This window comes from Roseomonas alba (genome assembly GCF_019430885.1).
Taxonomy (GTDB): Bacteria; Pseudomonadota; Alphaproteobacteria; order Acetobacterales; family Acetobacteraceae; genus Neoroseomonas; species Neoroseomonas alba.
On the sequence record NZ_JAHYBZ010000005.1, the window covers coordinates 438,211 to 455,414 of the forward strand.

14 protein-coding genes are annotated in these 17,204 nt (G+C 69.8%); 9 read left to right on the forward strand and 5 right to left on the reverse strand.

Annotated elements, in window-relative coordinates; all coding sequences use genetic code 11:
- Position 1 precedes the first annotated feature (1 nt).
- Genes KPL78_RS16660 through KPL78_RS16680 form a run of 5 tightly spaced genes read left to right on the forward strand, consistent with a single transcriptional unit; the run spans position 2 to position 5,378 of the window.
- Positions 2-1,615 (forward strand): ABC transporter substrate-binding protein, encoded by a 1,614-nt coding sequence (locus KPL78_RS16660; protein ID WP_219764099.1) that lies wholly within the window; start codon positions 2-4, stop codon positions 1,613-1,615.
- A 1-nt stretch (position 1,616) separates the two neighbouring features.
- The gene (locus tag KPL78_RS16665; RefSeq protein ID WP_219764100.1) at positions 1,617-2,591 is read left to right on the forward strand and encodes an ABC transporter ATP-binding protein; all 975 of its coding nucleotides are present in this window, start codon (positions 1,617-1,619) and stop codon (positions 2,589-2,591) included.
- On the forward strand, positions 2,588-3,574 hold the full coding sequence (locus tag KPL78_RS16670) for an ABC transporter ATP-binding protein (RefSeq protein ID WP_219764101.1): 987 nt from the start codon (positions 2,588-2,590) through the stop codon (positions 3,572-3,574). Before KPL78_RS16665 ends, KPL78_RS16670 begins: the two co-directional genes overlap by 4 nt.
- Positions 3,574-4,509 carry an ABC transporter permease gene (locus tag KPL78_RS16675; RefSeq protein ID WP_219764102.1) on the forward strand — a complete coding sequence of 312 codons (936 nt, stop codon included), beginning with the start codon at positions 3,574-3,576 and terminating at the stop codon, positions 4,507-4,509. Before KPL78_RS16670 ends, KPL78_RS16675 begins: the two co-directional genes overlap by 1 nt.
- On the forward strand, positions 4,509-5,378 hold the full coding sequence (locus KPL78_RS16680) for an ABC transporter permease (protein ID WP_219764103.1): 870 nt from the start codon (positions 4,509-4,511) through the stop codon (positions 5,376-5,378). Before KPL78_RS16675 ends, KPL78_RS16680 begins: the two co-directional genes overlap by 1 nt.
- A gap of 318 nt (positions 5,379-5,696) precedes the next feature.
- Here KPL78_RS16680 and KPL78_RS16685 read toward each other — a convergent pair whose 3' ends face one another.
- Positions 5,697-6,605 (reverse strand): LysR family transcriptional regulator, encoded by a 909-nt coding sequence (locus KPL78_RS16685; protein ID WP_219764104.1) that lies wholly within the window; start codon positions 6,603-6,605, stop codon positions 5,697-5,699.
- Between the two features lie 164 nt (positions 6,606-6,769).
- On the opposite strand from KPL78_RS16685, the gene KPL78_RS16690 reads away from it, so the two are divergent.
- A complete protein-coding gene (locus tag KPL78_RS16690; RefSeq protein WP_219764105.1) occupies positions 6,770-7,702 on the forward strand; it encodes a ring-cleaving dioxygenase in 933 nt (310 codons plus the stop codon).
- A gap of 55 nt (positions 7,703-7,757) precedes the next feature.
- Positions 7,758-8,384 carry an alpha/beta hydrolase gene (locus tag KPL78_RS16695; RefSeq protein WP_219764106.1) on the forward strand — a complete coding sequence of 209 codons (627 nt, stop codon included), beginning with the start codon at positions 7,758-7,760 and terminating at the stop codon, positions 8,382-8,384.
- A 223-nt stretch (positions 8,385-8,607) separates the two neighbouring features.
- Here KPL78_RS16695 and KPL78_RS16700 read toward each other — a convergent pair whose 3' ends face one another.
- Together KPL78_RS16700 and KPL78_RS16705 are read right to left on the reverse strand one after the other, a co-directional pair.
- Entirely contained in the window at positions 8,608-9,510 is a 903-nt protein-coding gene (locus tag KPL78_RS16700; protein WP_219764107.1) for an SDR family oxidoreductase, read from the reverse strand.
- Positions 9,511-9,529: 19 nt separating this feature from the next.
- Positions 9,530-10,270: an SDR family oxidoreductase gene (locus KPL78_RS16705; protein ID WP_219764108.1), complete on the reverse strand. Its 741-nt coding sequence runs from the start codon at positions 10,268-10,270 to the stop codon at positions 9,530-9,532.
- 121 nt (positions 10,271-10,391) lie between these two features.
- On the opposite strand from KPL78_RS16705, the gene KPL78_RS16710 reads away from it, so the two are divergent.
- Positions 10,392-11,300 carry a LysR family transcriptional regulator gene (locus tag KPL78_RS16710; protein WP_219764109.1) on the forward strand — a complete coding sequence of 303 codons (909 nt, stop codon included), beginning with the start codon at positions 10,392-10,394 and terminating at the stop codon, positions 11,298-11,300.
- Between the two features lie 166 nt (positions 11,301-11,466).
- On the opposite strand, the gene KPL78_RS16715 is transcribed toward KPL78_RS16710, so the two are convergent.
- A complete protein-coding gene (locus KPL78_RS16715) occupies positions 11,467-12,264 on the reverse strand; it encodes a sulfotransferase family 2 domain-containing protein (protein WP_219764110.1) in 798 nt (265 codons plus the stop codon).
- A gap of 114 nt (positions 12,265-12,378) precedes the next feature.
- On the opposite strand from KPL78_RS16715, the gene KPL78_RS16720 reads away from it, so the two are divergent.
- The gene (locus tag KPL78_RS16720) at positions 12,379-13,524 is read left to right on the forward strand and encodes a CaiB/BaiF CoA transferase family protein (protein ID WP_219764111.1); all 1,146 of its coding nucleotides are present in this window, start codon (positions 12,379-12,381) and stop codon (positions 13,522-13,524) included.
- Here KPL78_RS16720 and KPL78_RS16725 read toward each other — a convergent pair.
- The gene (locus KPL78_RS16725) at positions 13,514-17,155 is read right to left on the reverse strand and encodes a beta strand repeat-containing protein (RefSeq protein WP_219764112.1); all 3,642 of its coding nucleotides are present in this window, start codon (positions 17,153-17,155) and stop codon (positions 13,514-13,516) included. The genes KPL78_RS16720 and KPL78_RS16725 overlap by 11 nt on opposite strands.
- Between the last annotated feature and the right edge of the window lie 49 nt (positions 17,156-17,204).

Genomic DNA, 17,204 nt, shown 5'->3' on the forward strand with positions numbered 1-17,204 from the left:
CATGACGACGCTGACCCGCCGGGCGACGCTGCTGGGCGTCGCCGCATTGACACTGCCGCACCCGGGCCTCGCCCAGGCGGATCAGCGGCCGTCCATCACCATCGCCGTCCAGAAGGTGGTGAACAGCAATACCCTGGAGATGGCGCGCGAGCAGTCCAACGTCGGCACGCGCGTCTATGGGTCCTATGCTGAGATGCTGATCGACACCGACTGGATCGGTGACCTGTCGCTGCGGCCGGCGCTCGCGACCGCCTGGCGGCGCATCGACGACCGCACGGTGGAGCTCGACCTGCGCGAAGGCGTCCGCTTCCACAACGGCGACGTCATGACCGCCGAGGACGTCGTCTTCTCCTTCGGGCCGGAACGGCTTTGGGGTGCGGGGCAGCAGGCCCAGGGCACGCTCTTCGCGAACAGCGCCACCGGATCGACCGGCAAGGCGCCGCCGCCGGAGGTGCCCGCCGTCGCCCGCCGCACCTATCCCGGCTTCGATCGCATCGAGATCGTCCGCGCGGGTGTGATCCGCTTCGTCAACCGCACGCCCGATGTGACGCTGGAAGGTCGCATCGCGCGCAATGTCGGCATGATCGGGTCGCGCCGTGCCTTTGCGGAAGCCGATTCCTGGCTCGCCTGGGCCCGCAAGCCGGTCGGCACCGGCCCCTATCGCGTCGTGGAGTTCCGCCCTGACCGCGACCTGACGCTGGAAGCCTTCGACGAGTATTGGGGCGGCCGCCCACCGCTGCGGCGCATCCGCTTCGTCGAAGTGCCGGAGCCGGCCTCCCGCGTGAATGGCCTGCTCTCCGGCGAGTACGACTTCGCCTGCGACGTGAACCCCGACCAGATCGCGGATATCGAGAAGAATCCGCGTTTCGAGGTGGTTGGCAGCACCATCACCAACCACCGCGTCACGGTGTTCGACAAGCACCACCCGCAGCTTCGCGATGCCCGCATCCGCCGCGCCTTCACCCATGCCATCGACCGCCAGATGATCGTCGACGCGCTCTGGGCCGGCCGTACGGCCGTGCCGAAAGGTCTGCAATGGGACTATTACGGGGAGATGTTCCAGGCGGATTGGTCGGTCCCCGCCTATGATCCCGCCGAAGCCCGCCGTCTGCTGCGCGAAGCCGGCTACAAGGGCGATCCCGTCCCCTATCGCCTGCTGAACAACTACTACACGGGCCAGGTCGCGACCGCGCAGATCCTCGTCGAGATGTGGCGCCAGGTCGGCCTGAACGTCCAGATCGAGATGAAGGAGAACTGGGGCCAGATCTTCGACCGCAACGCCCCGCGCGCGGTGCGCGACTGGTCGAACAGCGCGGCCTTCAACGACCCTGTCTCCTCGATCAGCGCCGGCTTCGGCCCGCAGGGCCAGAGCCAGCAGGTCGGCGAATACGAGAACGAAGAGTTCAATCGCCTGTCGAACGAGCTGGAAACCAGCACGGACCGTCCCCGCCGCCGCGTCGTCTTCCGCCGCATGCTGGAAATCGCGGAACGCGAGGATCCCGTCTACACCGTGCTGCACCAGACGGCGACCTTCACCGCGAAGCGCAAGGACATCCGCTGGAAGGCCGCACAGTCCTTCCTGATGGATTTCCGCCGCGAGAATTGGGGGAGCTGAGATGGCCGAAGACTCCCTCGTCAGCCTGCGGGACCTGCGCGTCGCCTTTGACGGCGTGCCCGTGCTGCGCGGCATCGATCTCGACATTCCGCGCGGCGGTGCGGTCGGCATGGTGGGCGAGTCCGGCTGCGGCAAGTCGGTCACCTGGCTTGCCGCGCTCGGCCTGCTGCCGGGCCGCGCGCGCGTGACCGGCGGCGTGCACCTGGCCGGCACGGATATCCTCGGCGCACCGCCCGCCACGCTGGATCGCGTGCGCGGCGGGCGCATCGCCATGATCTTCCAGGATCCGGCATCGAGCCTGAACCCGGTCCATCGCCTCGGCGCCCAGGTGGCCGAGGCGGTGCGCCTGCATCGCGGCGTCACCGGCGCCACGGCGCGCGCCGAGGCGAGGCGCCTCTTCGACCAGGTCGGCATTCCCGACGCTGCCCGCCGCCTCGACGCCTATCCGCATGAGCTCTCGGGCGGGCAGAACCAGCGCGTGATGATCGCCATGGCGTTGGCCGGCCAGCCCGAGCTGCTGGTCGCCGATGAGCCTACCACGGCGCTCGACGTCACCATCCAGGCGCAGATCCTCGACCTGCTGAACCGGCTGCGGCGGGAGACCGGCATGGCGCTGGTGCTGATCTCCCACGACCTCGGCGTGGTGTCCGAGACCTGCGAGGAGGTCGCCGTCATGTATGCCGGCCGGATCGTGGAACGCGCCTCGGCCGCGGCATTGTTCGCCCGTCCGACGCATCCTTACACCCAGGGGCTGCTCGCCGCGCTGCCGCCGCTGGACGGGCCGAAGCAGCGCCTGGCTGCCATCCCGGGCAGCGTGCCCGATCCGCGCCTGATGCCGGCCGGCTGCGCCTTCGCGCCGCGCTGCGCGCACCGCACCGCCGCCTGCGGCGCTGAGGTGCCGCGCCCCGTCGCCATCGCGCCCGGCCACAGCGCCGCCTGCCTGCTCACCGAAGCGCCGGAGCTCGTCGAGGCATGAGGGACGCCGAACTTCTCGAGGCCAAGGACCTCGTCCGCCGCTACAGCATGCGCCAGGGCCTGCTCGGCCGCATCACGGAGGTCACCGCCGTCGCCGGTGTGTCGCTGGCGCTGGAACGCGGCCGCACGCTCGGCCTGGTCGGCGAATCCGGCTGCGGCAAATCCACCACCGGCCGCATGGTGCTCGGCCTCGAAGTGCCTGATGCGGGCAGCGTGTCCTTCCAGGGCAAGCCGATGCCGAAGCCCGGCACGCCGGCCTGGCGGGCGATGCGGGCGCGCATGCAGATGGTCTTCCAGGACCCGCTCGGCGCGCTCGATCGTCGCATGACGATCGCCGAGCAGATCGCCGAGCCGCTGGTGATCCACGCCATCGGCAGCGCCTCGGAACGCGCCGCGCGTGTCGAATCCCTGCTGCGCGATGTCGGCCTGCGCGCCGACCAGGGCGGCCGCTATCCGCATGAACTGTCCGGCGGCCAGCGCCAGCGCGTGGTGCTCGCCCGCGCCCTCGCCACCGAACCGGCGCTGCTGGTCTGCGACGAGCCGATCAGCGCCCTCGACATCTCGATCCAGGCGCAGGTGATGAACCTGCTCGTCGAGCTCCAGGCCGCGCGCGGCATGGCGATCCTCTTCATCAGCCACGATCTGCGCGCGGTGCGCCAGGTCAGTGACCGCGTCGCGGTGATGTATCTCGGCACTATCGTCGAGGAAGGTTCCCCCGACGCGCTGCTGCACGATCCGCGCCATCCCTATACGCGGGCGCTGGTCTCCGCGATCCCCCATCCGGGCAAGCAGGGCGAACGCATCGTGCTGCAGGGCGACCCGCCCAATCCGGCGGCGCGACCCACGGGCTGCGCCTTCCATCCACGCTGCCCGCTCGCCAGCGTGCAGTGCCGCAGCGAGACGCCCACCCTGCGCGACGACGGTGCCGACCGGCGTGTCGCCTGCCACCATCCGCACGCATCCCCCATCGCGGAGGCCGCCTGATGTTGCGTTTCCTTGCCACGCGGCTCGCCCGTGCCCTGATCACCATCGTCATGGTGGTGACCTTCGCCTTCGTGGTGCTGCGCCTGTCCGGCGACCCCGCCCTGCTGATCATGAGCGTGGACGCCCCGCCCGAGGCCATCGCCGCCTTCCGCGCCTCCTGGGGTCTCGATGATCCGCTCTGGCAGCAATACCTGAAGTACTTCACCGCGATCCTGCACGGTGATCTTGGCCGATCGATGCGCGACGGCCGCGACGCCATCGCCCTGGTGGCGGAGCGCATTCCGGCCACCCTCGCGCTCACCCTGCCGGCGCTGGCGATCAAGCTGTCCATCGGCATCCCGTCCGGCATCTATGCGGCGCTGCACCGGAATTCGCTGACAGACCGCGTGGTGATGGGTCTCGCCGTGCTCGGCTTCACCGTGCCGTCCTTCGTGCTCGGGCTGCTGCTGGTGCTGGTCTTCGCGGTTCAGCTCGGCTGGCTGCCCTCGGGCGGGCAGGATTCCTGGCGCCATGCGATCCTGCCGGTCATAACCCTCGGTGCCGGCGGCGCGGCGGTGCTCGCGCGTTTCACCCGCAGCGCCATGCTTGAGGTCCTCGGCCAGCCCTATATCCGCACCGCCAGCGCCAAGGGCGTGCCCTGGCGCGCAGTGGTGCGCAACCATGCCTTGCCGAATGCCGCTATCCCCACCGTGACCATCATCGGCTTCATGGTCGGCAGCCTGATCGCCGGCGCGGTGGTGGTCGAGAGCGTCTTCTCCTGGCCCGGCGTCGGCCGGCTGCTGGTGGTGGCGGTGGCGAACCGCGACCTCGCCGTCGTGCAATGCATCCTGCTGCTCGTCGCAGGCACCATGGTCGCGTCCAACCTGGTCGTCGACTTGCTCTACGGCGCGCTCGATCCACGCCTGCGCCAGGCCCGCGCGGGGGGAGCCGCCTGATGTCCGACGCCACTCTTCCCGCCGTCGCCGCGGCGCCGCGCTTCCGCCTGAACCTGCCGCTCGGCGTCGCCATCGGCGTGTCCTGGATCCTGCTGATGCTTGCCGTCGCGGTGCTCGCCGACGTCATCAGCCCCTACGCCTACACGGCGCTAGACTTGCGCAACCGTCTCTCGCCGCCTGTCGGCATGGGCGGCGTCTGGGCGCATCCGCTCGGCACGGACGAGCTCGGCCGCGACGTGCTGTCGCGCCTGATCTATTCCATCCGGATGAGCCTGCTGATCGCCTTCGGCGCCACCATCATCGGCGCGGTCTTCGGCACGACCATGGGCTTCCTCGCCGCGCATTTCCGCGGCTGGGTGGAACAGGCGGTGCTCGCGCTGGTGGATTTCTCGGCGAGCCTGCCCTTCCTGATCCTCGCCCTCGCGGTGCTCGCCTTCTTCGGCAATTCGCTGTCGCTCTTCATCGTGCTGCTCGGCTTCCATGCCTGGGAACGCTACGCCCGCATCGCGCGCGGCCTGGCCATCAGCGCCGGGGCGCAGGGCTACGCCGCGGCGGTGCGGCAACTGGGCGCCGGGCCGCTGCGCGTCTATGGGCGGCACATCCTGCCCAACATCGCCTCGACGCTGATCGTGTCCATGACGCTGGCCTTCCCGGAGATCATCCTGCTGGAGAGCGGGCTGTCCTTCCTTGGGCTCGGCGTGCAGCCGCCGTCGACCTCGCTGGGCAACATGGTGGGGTATGGGCGTGAGTACCTGACGCGGGCGCCGTGGATCCTGCTCGCGCCGGCGTTCACGATCATCACGACGACGCTCGCGGTATCGATGGTGGGGGATTGGCTGCGGGACCGGCTGGATCCGACCCTGCGGTGAGGTTCTCCGGAAGGGGCTCTGCCCCTCCCGGACCCACCCCGCCAAAGGCCGAAAGGCCTCTGGACACCTGGAGTTGACGCTGAGCACGTCAGTCCGGCGGATAGGACGAAGGATGCGATAGGCACAGCACCAAGAGGAATGCTGGCGCCGGGCACAGTGCGCGCTCGGATGCTCCGAAACCGTTGTTCTGCCGGCGCCAGGTGACGGTTTCCAAAGGCCCTGTGGCCTTTGGTGGGGAGAGGTCCGGAGAGGGGCAAAGCCCCTCTCCGATCCGTCATCGCCCAATCTTCGCGCGGATGGGGCAGCGCCCCTCCAATCTCACCCCAAGCCGCGCCCTTCCAACAGATCCCGCAGCGGCGCAACCGCCGGCCCGACGAAGTCCATCATTGCCCGCACCCGCGGCGCCTGCCGCAGGTCCGGATGCGTCAGCACCCATAGCGTCGACCCGAAGGCTGCCTCCGGCGCCGCCAGCCGCCGCAGTCCGGGCCGTACATCGCCCACGAAGCAGGGGAGGTGCCCGATGCCGAGCCCGGCCTCCACCGCCTCTGCCAGCGCCAGCACGCTGTTCACCCGCGCCGCGATGCGCTCGGGCGCCACGGACTTCTGGAGGAACTGCGTCGCCTTCAGCGACCCCATGCTCTCCCCCAACCCGACCCAGTTCGCCTGCGCGACCGGATCCTGGCCAGGCGCGGCCACGTCGTCCGCGCGCCCGTACAGCGCCCAGGCAATGCGCGCGAGGCGCCGCCCGACCAGTGTCTCGGGCGCCGTGTCGGCGGCGCGGATGGCGATGTCGGCATCCCGGCGCGACAGGTTCGACGCCGCATTGCCGATCACCAGATCGAGCGTGATGCGCGGATATTCCGCGCGGAACCGGGCGAACAGAGGCAGCAGCACCTGCACCAGCAGGCTGTCGCTCGTGCTGATACGCAACTCGCCGGCCGGGCTCGGCGCCTGACCGGCGAGGCGCCGCAGCACCTCGGTCACGTCATGGTCCATGCGCCCCGCGGTCGCGACGATGGCCTCGCCCGCCGGCGTCGCGACGAAGCCGCTGCGGTGGCGTTCGAACAGCGCGACGCCAAGCATCGCCTCGACCTGCCGCAGCCGCCGGAACACTGTCGAGTGGTTCAGGCCGAGCGCGACCGCCGCCGCCGGCAGGCTGCCGGTCCCGGCAATCGCACGGACCAGGCGGAAATCGTCCCAGGACAAGGCTTTGGGTGCATCGGGCATGGCACGGTCCAGGCGGGGTTCCGGGCAATCATACAAGGATCTTGGCGATACGGCAGGACGCCGATTGCATGGATGCAATCGCATTTCCCGTGATTCCACGCCTGATCGGACTATCTCTATCGCCACAGACGGGCGGCCGATCCGCCCGGACAGGAGAAACCACCATGGCCCGTCATGGCATCCACCACGTCACCGCGATCTCCGGCGAGGCCCGGCGCAACGTGGATTTCTACACCCGCATCCTTGGCCTGCGGCTGGTGAAGCGGACGGTCAACTTCGACGACCCCGGCACCTGGCACCTCTACTACGGCGACGAGACCGGCCAGCCCGGCACCATCCTGACCTTCTTCCCCTGGGCGCAGGCGTCGCAGGGCCGCCAGGGCGTGGGCGAGCTGCACGAGACGATCTTCCGCATCCCCCAGGCCTCGGTCGGCTTCTGGACGCACCGCCTGCTCGCCCAGGGTGTGGCGCAGGAGACGACGACCGAACGCTTCGGCGAGACGGTCATCGCCTTCCGTGACCCGGACGGCATGCGCGTCGCGCTGGTCGCGCTGCCCGGCATCGACTCCGAGCCCGGCTGGGCCACCGCCGACATCCCCGCCGAGCATGCGGTACGCGGCATCCACGGCGTGACGCTGATGCTGGAAGACGGCGCGGCGACGGGTGCGATCCTCTCCGACGTGCTCGGCCTCGCCGAGACGGCGAAGGAGGGCAACACGGTCCGTTACCAGGCCCCCGGCACGACCATCGGCGGCATCGTGGACCTGCGGAGCGTGGGCGGCTTCCTGCCGGCACGGCAGGGGCGCGGTTCGGTGCACCACCTCGCCTTCCGCGCCGCCGACGACGCGGAGGAAGCGGCGATGGTCAGGCGCCTGGCCGAGAACCACGGCATCCGCACCACGGAACAGATGGACCGCAACTACTTCCGCTCCGTCTACTTCCGCGAGCCCGGCCACGTGCTGTTCGAGATCGCGACCGACATCCCCGGCTTCGCCGTGGACGAACCGGCCGAGACCCTCGGCACCACGCTGAAGCTGCCGCGTGTCCTCGAGAAGCACCGCGCCGAGATCGAGCGCGCGCTGCCCGAACTCGCCTGACATCCCTGCCGCCGCACCCCGCCCTGACCGGCGGGGCGCTGGCCCGGAGGCCACCATGTCCACCACCACCCAATCCTTCATCCATCGCTTCGAACCCGCCACCGCGCCCGGCCTGCCGCCCCTGCTGCTGCTGCACGGCACCGGCGGCAATGAGGACGACCTGATCCCGCTCGGCCAGGCCGTGGCACCCGGCGCGGCGCTGTTGTCCCCGCGCGGCCAGGTGCTGGAAGCCGGCATGCCGCGCTTCTTCCGCCGCCTCGCCGAGGGCGTTTTCGACGAGGCGGATCTGCGCCGCCGCGCCGACGACCTCGCCGCCTTCGTGGCGGAATCGCGCGACCGCTACAGCCTGCCGGCGCCGATCGCGCTGGGCTTCTCCAACGGCGCGAACATCGCGGCCGCACTGCTGCTGCTGCATCCGGAAACGCTCGCCGGCGCGGCGCTGCTGCGCGCCATGGAACCGCTGCGCACACCGCCCCGGCCGGACCTGACCGGGCGCAACGTCCTGCTGCTCTCCGGCGCGATGGACCCGATCGTGACGGCGGAGAACGGCAGGCGGCTGGCCGGGACACTCGCCGCTGCCGGCGCGCAGGTGGAACATGAAACCCTTCCGACGGGACATGGCCTGTCCCAGGCCGACCTGACCCTGACGCGACGCTGGATGGCGCGCCAGCCGGCGGGTTGACGGCGTCACAGACGCGATCGCGCGACCTTGCCGGCGGACGCTTTTTTGCCTGACGTCCTGCGACGCACAGCGCGCGTCTCGCCGTTCCCGGACGACCGCTCTGCTTGGCGCCCGGTATCGGTTTCCAAAGGCCTCGAGCCTTTGGTGGGGAGAGGTTCGGAGAGGGGCAAGGCCCCTCTCCGACGCCCAACCCGGCTCCCTGTCCCGCTGTCGGGCTGCGCGATCACCTCTGTGCCGCGGGTTTCAGCAACCCGGCGAGTCCGACCCGGTGCAGCATCTCCGCCCGCAGCCGGTCGGTGACGGCGAAGCCGACATCCGCGCCGTCCTGCGTCGGATCGATGTGCACGCGGAAGGGCCGCTTGCCGGAGGGCGTGTCGATGACTGTCACGATCGCCTCGGCCACCGCCGCGACATCCGCATCGGTCGGCACGATCTCAGCGAAGGCCTTCTGGACCTGTTCGCCGAAGCCGGCATAGGGGCCGGCCTCGTAGGCCGCGACCGTCGCCGCATCGGCCGGGACCCCGGCATGGGCGAAGTGGTTCGTGCCCTGAGTGAAGGCGCCGGGAACGATGATCGAGGTCTCGATGCCCCAGCGGCTGAGTTCCCGCGCATACTGGATGGCGATCGCGTCCATCGCCGCCTTGGCGCCGAAATAGGGCGCGAGATAGGGCGGCGTGCCGCCGGCGACGCTGCTGCTCGACACCCAGACCAGCAGCCCGTCGCGCCGTTCCCGCATATGCGGCAGTACCGCGCGGTTCACCCGCTGCGTGCCGAGGACATTGCTGTCGTAGAGCGCGGCATATTGCTCGGGCGTGAAGGCCTCCGCGGGGCCAAAGACCATGTGGCCGGCATTGTGGACGACCACGTCGATGCGCCCCGTGGCGGCAAGGACCGCGGCCACCGCCTGGTCGACGGAATCCTGCGACTGCACATCGAGCTCGACGGTGCGGAGGTCGATGCCCTCCGCCTTGGACAGTTGCGCCATTGCCCCGGCATTGGCGGCGTTGCGGCCGGCGATGTCGCGCATCGACGCCAAGACGGTGTGGCCCGCGCGGGCGAGAGCCTCGGCGGTCAGGCGGCCGAAGCCGCTCGACGCGCCGGTGACGAGAATGACCTGCTGGCTCATGAGCGTGTCTCCTCCGTCCTCAGACCATGCCGCCATTGGCGCGCAGCACCTGGCCGTTGACCCAGGCGCCGTCCGGGCCGGCGAGGAAGGCGACGGCGGCGGCGATGTCCTCCGGCTGGCCCAGCCGTTCCAGCGGGTTCATCTTCCGCAGGTGGTCGATCTGCTCGGGCGTCTTGCCGTCGAGGAACAGCGCAGTCGCGGTCGGGCCGGGGGCGATGGCGTTCACGGTGATGGCGCGCCCGCGCATCTCCTTCGACAGGACATGGGTCAGGGCCTCGATCGCCGCCTTGGTCGCGCAATAGACGCCATAGGTCGGCAGGCTTAGCCCCAGCACGCTGGTCGACAGGTTGATGATCCGCCCGCCCTCGCGCAGCCGCCGCGCCGCCTCGCGCATCGTGTAGAGGCTGCCCTTGAGGTTGATGGCGAGCTGGCTGTCGATCAGCGCGTCGTCGCCCTCGGTGATGGTGGCGAGGCGCATGATGCCGGCATTGTTCACCAGCACGTCAACGCCGCCGAAGGCCGCTTCCGCGGCACCCCACAGCCGGGCGACGGCGGCGGGATCGCTGACATCGGCCTGGGCGGTGATGGCGCGGCCGCCGGCCACCTCGATGCTGCCTGCCAGCGCCTCGGCCTCGGCGGCCTTGCCGGCGTAGTTGATGACGACGGTGAAGCCGTCGCGGGCCAGGCGCTGCGCGATGGCGGCGCCGATGCCGCGGGACCCGCCGGTGACGAGGGCCACCCTGGGTGTGGTGTCGGTCATGGTGTTCTCCGGTTTCGCGCCCCGATCGGGCGGTGCGGGCAACCTGGCCAATGTCCGCGCCGGGATAATCGGGCTATCGTTGCCTCATCTATTCCACCAGAACGAACAATCGGGGCATGCCATGGACCGGCTCGACGCCATGCGGCTGTTCACCCGGATCGTGGAGCGCCGCAGCTTCACCGAGGCCGCCAACGACCTCGGCCTGCCGCGTTCCACCGCGACCACGGTCATCCGGCAGATGGAGGAGCGGCTTGGTGCACGCCTGCTCCAGCGCACGACGCGGACGGTGCGGCCGACCCTGGACGGCGAAGCGTGGTATCGCCGCTGCCTCGCCATCCTGCACGACATCGAGGATGCGGAGGGCGCCTTCAGCGGCGCCGAACCGAAGGGCATGCTGCGCATCGACGTGCAGGGCACGCTGGCGCGGCATTTCCTGATGCCTGGCCTGCCCGCCTTCTTCGCGCGTCACCCTGGCATCGAGATCACGATGAGCGAAACCGACCGCTGGGTCGATCCGGTGCAGGAGGGCGTGGATTGCGTGCTGCGCTTCGGCGTGCTGCCCGACAGCGAGCTGGTGGCGCGCCGTGTGGCGATGCTCGACCGGGTGACCTGCGCAGCGCCCGCCTATCTCGACCGCTTCGGCGTGCCGGCCGATATCGCGGGGCTGGACGGGCACCATATCGTCGGCATCCGCTCGATCACCACCGGCATCGTCCGGCCGCTGCAATTCACGGTGGCGGGCGAGCTGCGCCTGGTGGAGCTGCCGGCGCCTTTCTCGGTCACCGGGCCCGAGAGCTACCTGCGCGCGTTGCAGCTCGGGCTGGGGATCGCCCAGGTACCGCGCTTTCATGCCGGGCAGGACCTGGCCGGGGGGCGGCTGATCGAGATCCTGCATGCGACGCCGCCGCCGCAGATGCCGGTCTCGCTCCTCTATCCGCGCAGCCGGCAGCTTGCGCCAAGGGTCAGGGTCTTCCTCGACTGGGCAGCGCGGGAATTCGCGGCGCGGAACGGCGTCGCGGCGTCAGGCTGACGCCAACGCCCGGCCCCGCGCTCAGAGACCGTTTGAAAAGTCCGGCGCCGGCCCGCACCCCCAACCGGCCAACCAATTCAGCATACTGTCGTTGGGTGGCCGGCTGGGGGTGCGGGCGGGTGCCGGACATGGACATGCGCCGAACGGCGCATTTCCAAACGGTCTCTCAGCGCCGCGCGAGCTTCCAGTGCAGTCGCCCGAGCCGGAAGATCTCCCGGTCGACGCTTGTCAGCCGGTTCAGCTCGGCCCGGATATCGGGGGTGATGGGTTCCTCGGTCGTCGGTTCCAGCAGCTCGTTCACATCGCCGCGCGTGTTCAGGCGCACCAGGCTGCTGGTCCGCTTCATCCCGAAGACGAGGGCGACCCTGGTGAAGACCTCGACCAGGTTCGAGGTGAAGCCGAACACGTCCATCGCCATCAGATTGCCGCTGGCGCGGTGCATGATTTCGAGTTCCGACATCGGAATGCCGGCGCCGGCGGCCGAGAAGCGGTAGCTGTGATCCGGTGCGACATTCACATGCCCCGCCAGGTAGCGCGACATCGTGTTGTCGATGGCGTCGAGCACTTCGGGCGTGGTGTTGCGCAGGAAGTCCAGCAGGTTGCCGCTGCTGCGCGCCGCTGCGGGACCCGCCAGGCGCTGGCGCTCGACATATTCCGGCCGATGCCGCTTCCAGAAATAGTAGGTGGACAGGATCCGCTCGACCGGGTCGCGCATCACGGTCACGGTGAAGAGCGGCCCCGGGATCATGCGGAGCTGTTCATAGTTGAAATGGCCTGAGAAGTAGCGGAAGCGCCCGAGTTCTTCCGTGGTGAATCGGTCGAGGCGCGAGAACCGTTCCGGGCAGATCTCCTCCGGCGCGAAGGCCTGGGAGAAATGGTGGTGCAATGTCGTTCCGCCGGTCTTGGGCAGATGCAGGAAGACCAGCTTGCGCCCGGCGGCAGGCGGAAAGGCGGATGCGCTCATGGACCACGCAATAGCAGCGCGGTCCGGCGGAGGGAAATGCATCCCCGGTACTGGCCGGCGGCGCCGGCTTCCGTATGCTTGGCCGCGAGGAACGGGACAGGAAGAGGAAGGTCGATGATCCTGCCGCTGGAAGGCGTCCGCGTGATCGAGGTGGGCCAGGCGCTGGCCGGCCCGTTGGCCGGCGTCATCATGGCCGATATGGGCGCCGAGGTGATCAAGGTCGAGAAGCCCGAGGGCGGCGACGATGCCCGCGGCTGGGGCCCGCCCTTCGCCGAGGATGGCGTCACCTCCCTGTATTTCCACAGCCAGAACCGCAACAAGCGAGGCATCACGCTGGACCTCAAGAAGGCCGAGGATGTCGAGGCGCTGCACCGTCTCTGTGAGACCGCCGACATCCTGATCCAGAACCTGCGCCCCGGCGTGGTGGAGGAGATCGGCATCGGGCCGGCGGCGATGCTCGAACGGCATCCGCGGCTGGTCTATTGCTCGATCTGGGCTTTCGGGGATCGCGGCCCGCTGAAGATGCGGCCCGGCTTCGACCCGCTGCTGCAGGCGTTTGGCGGCATGATGAGCGTGACCGGCCGGCCGGAGGACCCGCCCACCTTCTGCGGCGCCTCGATCAACGACAAGGCGACGGGAATGTTCACCGTGATCGGCGCGCTGGGCGCGTTGCGGCGGCGGGACATCACGGGCAAGGGCGGGCTGGTCGACACTTCGCTGTTCGAGACGGCGGTGCATTGGGTGGAAGGGCAGGTGAACAACCACCTCGCCACCGGTGAGGTGCCGCGGCGGCACGGCACGGGTGCGGCGGTGATCGCACCGTACCAGGTCTTCGACTGCGCCGACCGGCCGATGTGCCTCGCGGCCGGCAACGACCGGCTCTGGGCGCGCTGCGCGGCGGTGCTCGGCCACCCGGAATGGGCGACGGACGACCGTTTCGCCCGGGGGTCCGCGCGCGTGCGCAACAAGCCCGTGCTGATTCCGCTGATCGCCGCGGTGCTGAAGACCCGGCCGCGCGACGCATGGATCGCGGCGCTGGAGGCGGTGGGCGTACCCTGCGCCCCGGTGAACGATATTGGCGAGGTGGTGGCGAGCGAACAGTTCGCCGCCATGGGGCTGGTGCAGGAACACGCCGGCGCGCCCAAGGTGGTCGGCCTGCCGATCAGCTTCGACGGCGTGCGGCCGGCGTCGACCCGCCCGGCGCCGAAGCTGGGCGAGCACAATTCGGAGTTGCTGGGCCGCGACGCCTCTACAGGATGAACCATCCCGCGACCGGGGCGGTCGCCGACTGGATGACGATGGCGAAGTCCGGGAGCTGATCCCCATTCACGTCCCCGGCGGCGACATAGAGGCCGCCGCCCCCGGGCTGCACCCGCAGGTCTCCCGCGGCGCCGGCGAAGTTGGCGCCGCGATAGACGAAGGCCTGGTTGCCCGCGAGTAGCGCGTCCGCATCGATGAGCGCGAGCGAGATGCGGTCGGGCAGGCCGCCGACGAAGGTGAAGTCGGTGATCACGTCGGGTGCCGCCAGGGTGCTGTCGGCCAGGCTGGTCAGGCGGAATTGGTCGGCGCCGGCACCGCCCGTCAGCGTGTCGCTGTCCGTCCCGCCGATCAGAATGTCGTTGCCGCCGAGGCCCGAGAGCTGGTCGGCCCCGGCCAGCCCGGACAGGACATTGGCGGCGGCATTGCCTGCGATGGTGTTGGCGAGGCCATTGCCGGTCCCGGTCTTTACGGTGCCGCCGAGCAGCAGCGTCTCGAGATTGGCGCCCAGGGTGAAGGCCGTGCCGCCAGTCGCCATGACGGTATCGGCGCCCTGGTTGGGGGCCTCGACAACCACATCGCCGGTTTGAGCGAGGAAGGTGTCGTTGCCGATGCCGCCGATCAGCCTGTCATTGCCCGCGCCGCCATCCAGCGTGTCGTTGCCGCCGCCGCCATTCAGCGTGTCGGCACCGCCGAGGCCGGTGATGGTGTTGCCGAGGCCATTGCCGATGAAGCTGTGGGCGTTGGCGGTGGTGGCGACCAGCGTCTCGACATTCGCGGCCAGCGTATAGGTGGCGAGGCCGGTGCGGACGGTATCGATGCCCTGGTTGAGGCCCTCGATCACGACATCCGTCGCGGCATTCACGAGGAAGGTGTCGTTGCCGACATCGCCGGTCATCCGGTCGCCGCCGCCGCCGCCATCGAGCGTGTCGTTGCCGCCGCCGCCGTTCAGCGTATCCGCGCCGTTGTGGCCGGTGATCGCATTGTCCAGCGCGTTGCCCGCGAAGTTGTGCGCCGTGCCGGTGGTGGCGATCAGCCTCTCGACATTGGCCGCCAGGGTATGGCTGGCGAGGCTGGTGCGGACGGAGTCGATGCCCTGATTTGCCAATTCGACGACGACATCCGTCGCGGCGTCGACCATGTAGGTGTCGTCCTGCGTGCCGCCGACCAGCCGGTCGCTGCCGGCGCCGCCATCGAGCGTATCGGCCCCGGCGAAGCCGCTCAGCGTGTCGGACCCGGCGCCGCCGCTCAGCCGGTTCGCCGCGCCATTGCCGGTGAGGGTGTTGCCGAGGGTGTTGCCGATGCCGTCGATCACCCCGATGCCGGAGAGGATCAGTTTCTCGACATTGGCCGCGAGCGTGTGGGTGATGGTGGAGATGACGGTGTCGATGCCGCCATTGGCCGCTTCCACCACGCGGTCCAGGGCCGAATCGACGTAGTAGAAGTCATTTCCGGCCGCCCCGATCATGCTGTCGCCGCCCGCGCCGCCGTTCAACGTGTCGTTGCCGCCCAGGCCGAGCAGCGTGTCATTGCCACCGAGCCCCGCGATGCTGTCGGCACCGGTGCCGCCGGCCAGGCTGTCGGGCCCCGCGGTTGGGCCGGCCGGTGCCACACCGGCGACGTATCCGACGACGGCCGCGGTGCCGAGTGTGGCGGAGACTGCCGGCTTGCTGGTCGCGACCGAGGTCAGATCGATGCGGAAGCCCTCACGCAACTCGCCGGCCAGTGCGGCGGCGAGATCGACATCGACGCGCGTGACGCTCTTCGCGGCGGTGACAGGCGGGCCGGCATAATAGCGATCGTAGGACCCGCCGAGCGTATAGCCCGTGACCTCCGCCAGCGTGACGCTGCCCGAGGGCAACGCGCCACCGACGAAATCGCTTGCCGTGACGCCTTGGGCCCCGGTGCCGACAATCCTCCAATGCACTGTCAGCGTGGACCCGACATCGCCCACACGAATGATGTTGAAGGAGATCCTGTCCGTTGCATCCGTGCTGCCGCTCAGCCGATGCAGATAGACGAGCGCATCCCCGCTGGCGACCGACTGCGTGCCGGAAGCGAGCGTCAGGATGCCTGACGAAGCCTGCCCCGCAGGGCCAACCGAGCCGGTGGCACCGTCGAAGCCGGCCAGGCCGGCCGCGCCGCTCGCGGCATTGGTCCGGGTCGGCAGCACCAAGTCATCCTGCGGTGTGCCGAATGCGATGATGTAGAGATCCGGATATTCGAGCCCGCCGGCCCCGGCCGCGCCCCCGGCGGCCCCCTTGCCGCCGATGCTGACCGTTGCGGCGGATGTTCCGGCCGACGCGCTGTTGAAATCGGTGACCGCGGCCTTGCCGGTCAGCGTGCCGAGATTGAGGATTGCGCCGGCCGCGCTGCCGCCACGGCCATTGGCGCCGGCATCGCCGCCGTCGCCACCTGCCCCGCCATCGCCGCCCACGCCTGCCTTGCCGGAGTAGAGCGTGCCAGGATCGACGACCTGGGCTTCCGGCAGATGGACGGTCTGGCCGTTCCCATCGACATAGGAGAAGGCGAGCTCGTAGCTGTCCGAGGTGTAGCCGTCATCGCCGCCCTCGCCGCCCTTGCCGCCGGCGCTGCCCCAGCCACCGGCGCCGCCCTGGGCCCCGTTGCCGCCCTTCGCGGTATTGCCTTCCTCGATGTAGCCGGAGACCAGGCGGCCGCCGAACACGACATCGGTCAGCGACAGCGAGGCACCGGCCTGGTTCAGGATGGCCCCGCCGGCATGGCCGCCGGCGCCGCCCGCCCCGCCATCTCCGCCATCGCCGCCTGCCGAGCCGTTGCCGCCATCCCCGCCATCGCCCGGCTCGACCCAGAGCGGGTGCTTCTGGTTGTTGAAGAAAATCAGGTCGGTGATGACATGGCCGTCGATGCCGGCGCGGCCGCCGAAGGTGAAGCCGCCGGCGCCGCCCTGCCCGCCTGTGCCGCCGCGGCCGCCCTCGGCATTGTTGTCGCCGAAGCCGACGCGGATCAGCGTCAGGGTGCCGGCATTGACGATGGCACCCCCGCGATCCTCGCCCTTCGCGCCGGCGCCGCCCGCCGCGCCGTCACCGGCCGGGGTGTTGTCCAGCGCATCCTGGCCGAAATAGGCGAGGGCCCGGTCCTTCTCGTTGCCGTCGAGGATGTTGTCGCCGTCGAGGTCGACGGCGTAGCCGCCGGCGATGGTGGCCGGCCCGGCCGGCACGGTGGAATCCGCGCCCCGGCCCTGGTTGGCCCCGCCCTCGGCTGGCGTCGCCTGGCTGTTGCCGTTGACGAAGTCGACCCCGACCAGGGTCAGGTTCGCGCCCTGATTGATCGTGAACTTGGTGCCGAAGCCGTTGTTCAGGGCGATGTCGGCCTGGCCGTCATCATCGACATCGCCGTTGATCGTCAGCGCCCCGCCCGCGGCCTTGATCTCGAATCCGGCGGGGTTCGCGAAGGTGCCGACGCTGACGAAGAGAGACGTCGCGACACTGGCCGAAAAGGTGATGGTGTCCGCCACGGCGGAGGCGTTCGCCTGGGTGATCGCCTCCCGCAGGCTGAGCACGCCATCATTCGCATTCACGACGTCCGCATTCGTCGTGACCGTGAAGACCGCCATCGTGTGGTGTTCCGCCTGTTCCTGGATCGGAACAAGCATGCGGCGGCACTATTTGGATGCGCAAACGAAACTTCTGCAACCTCGAGTG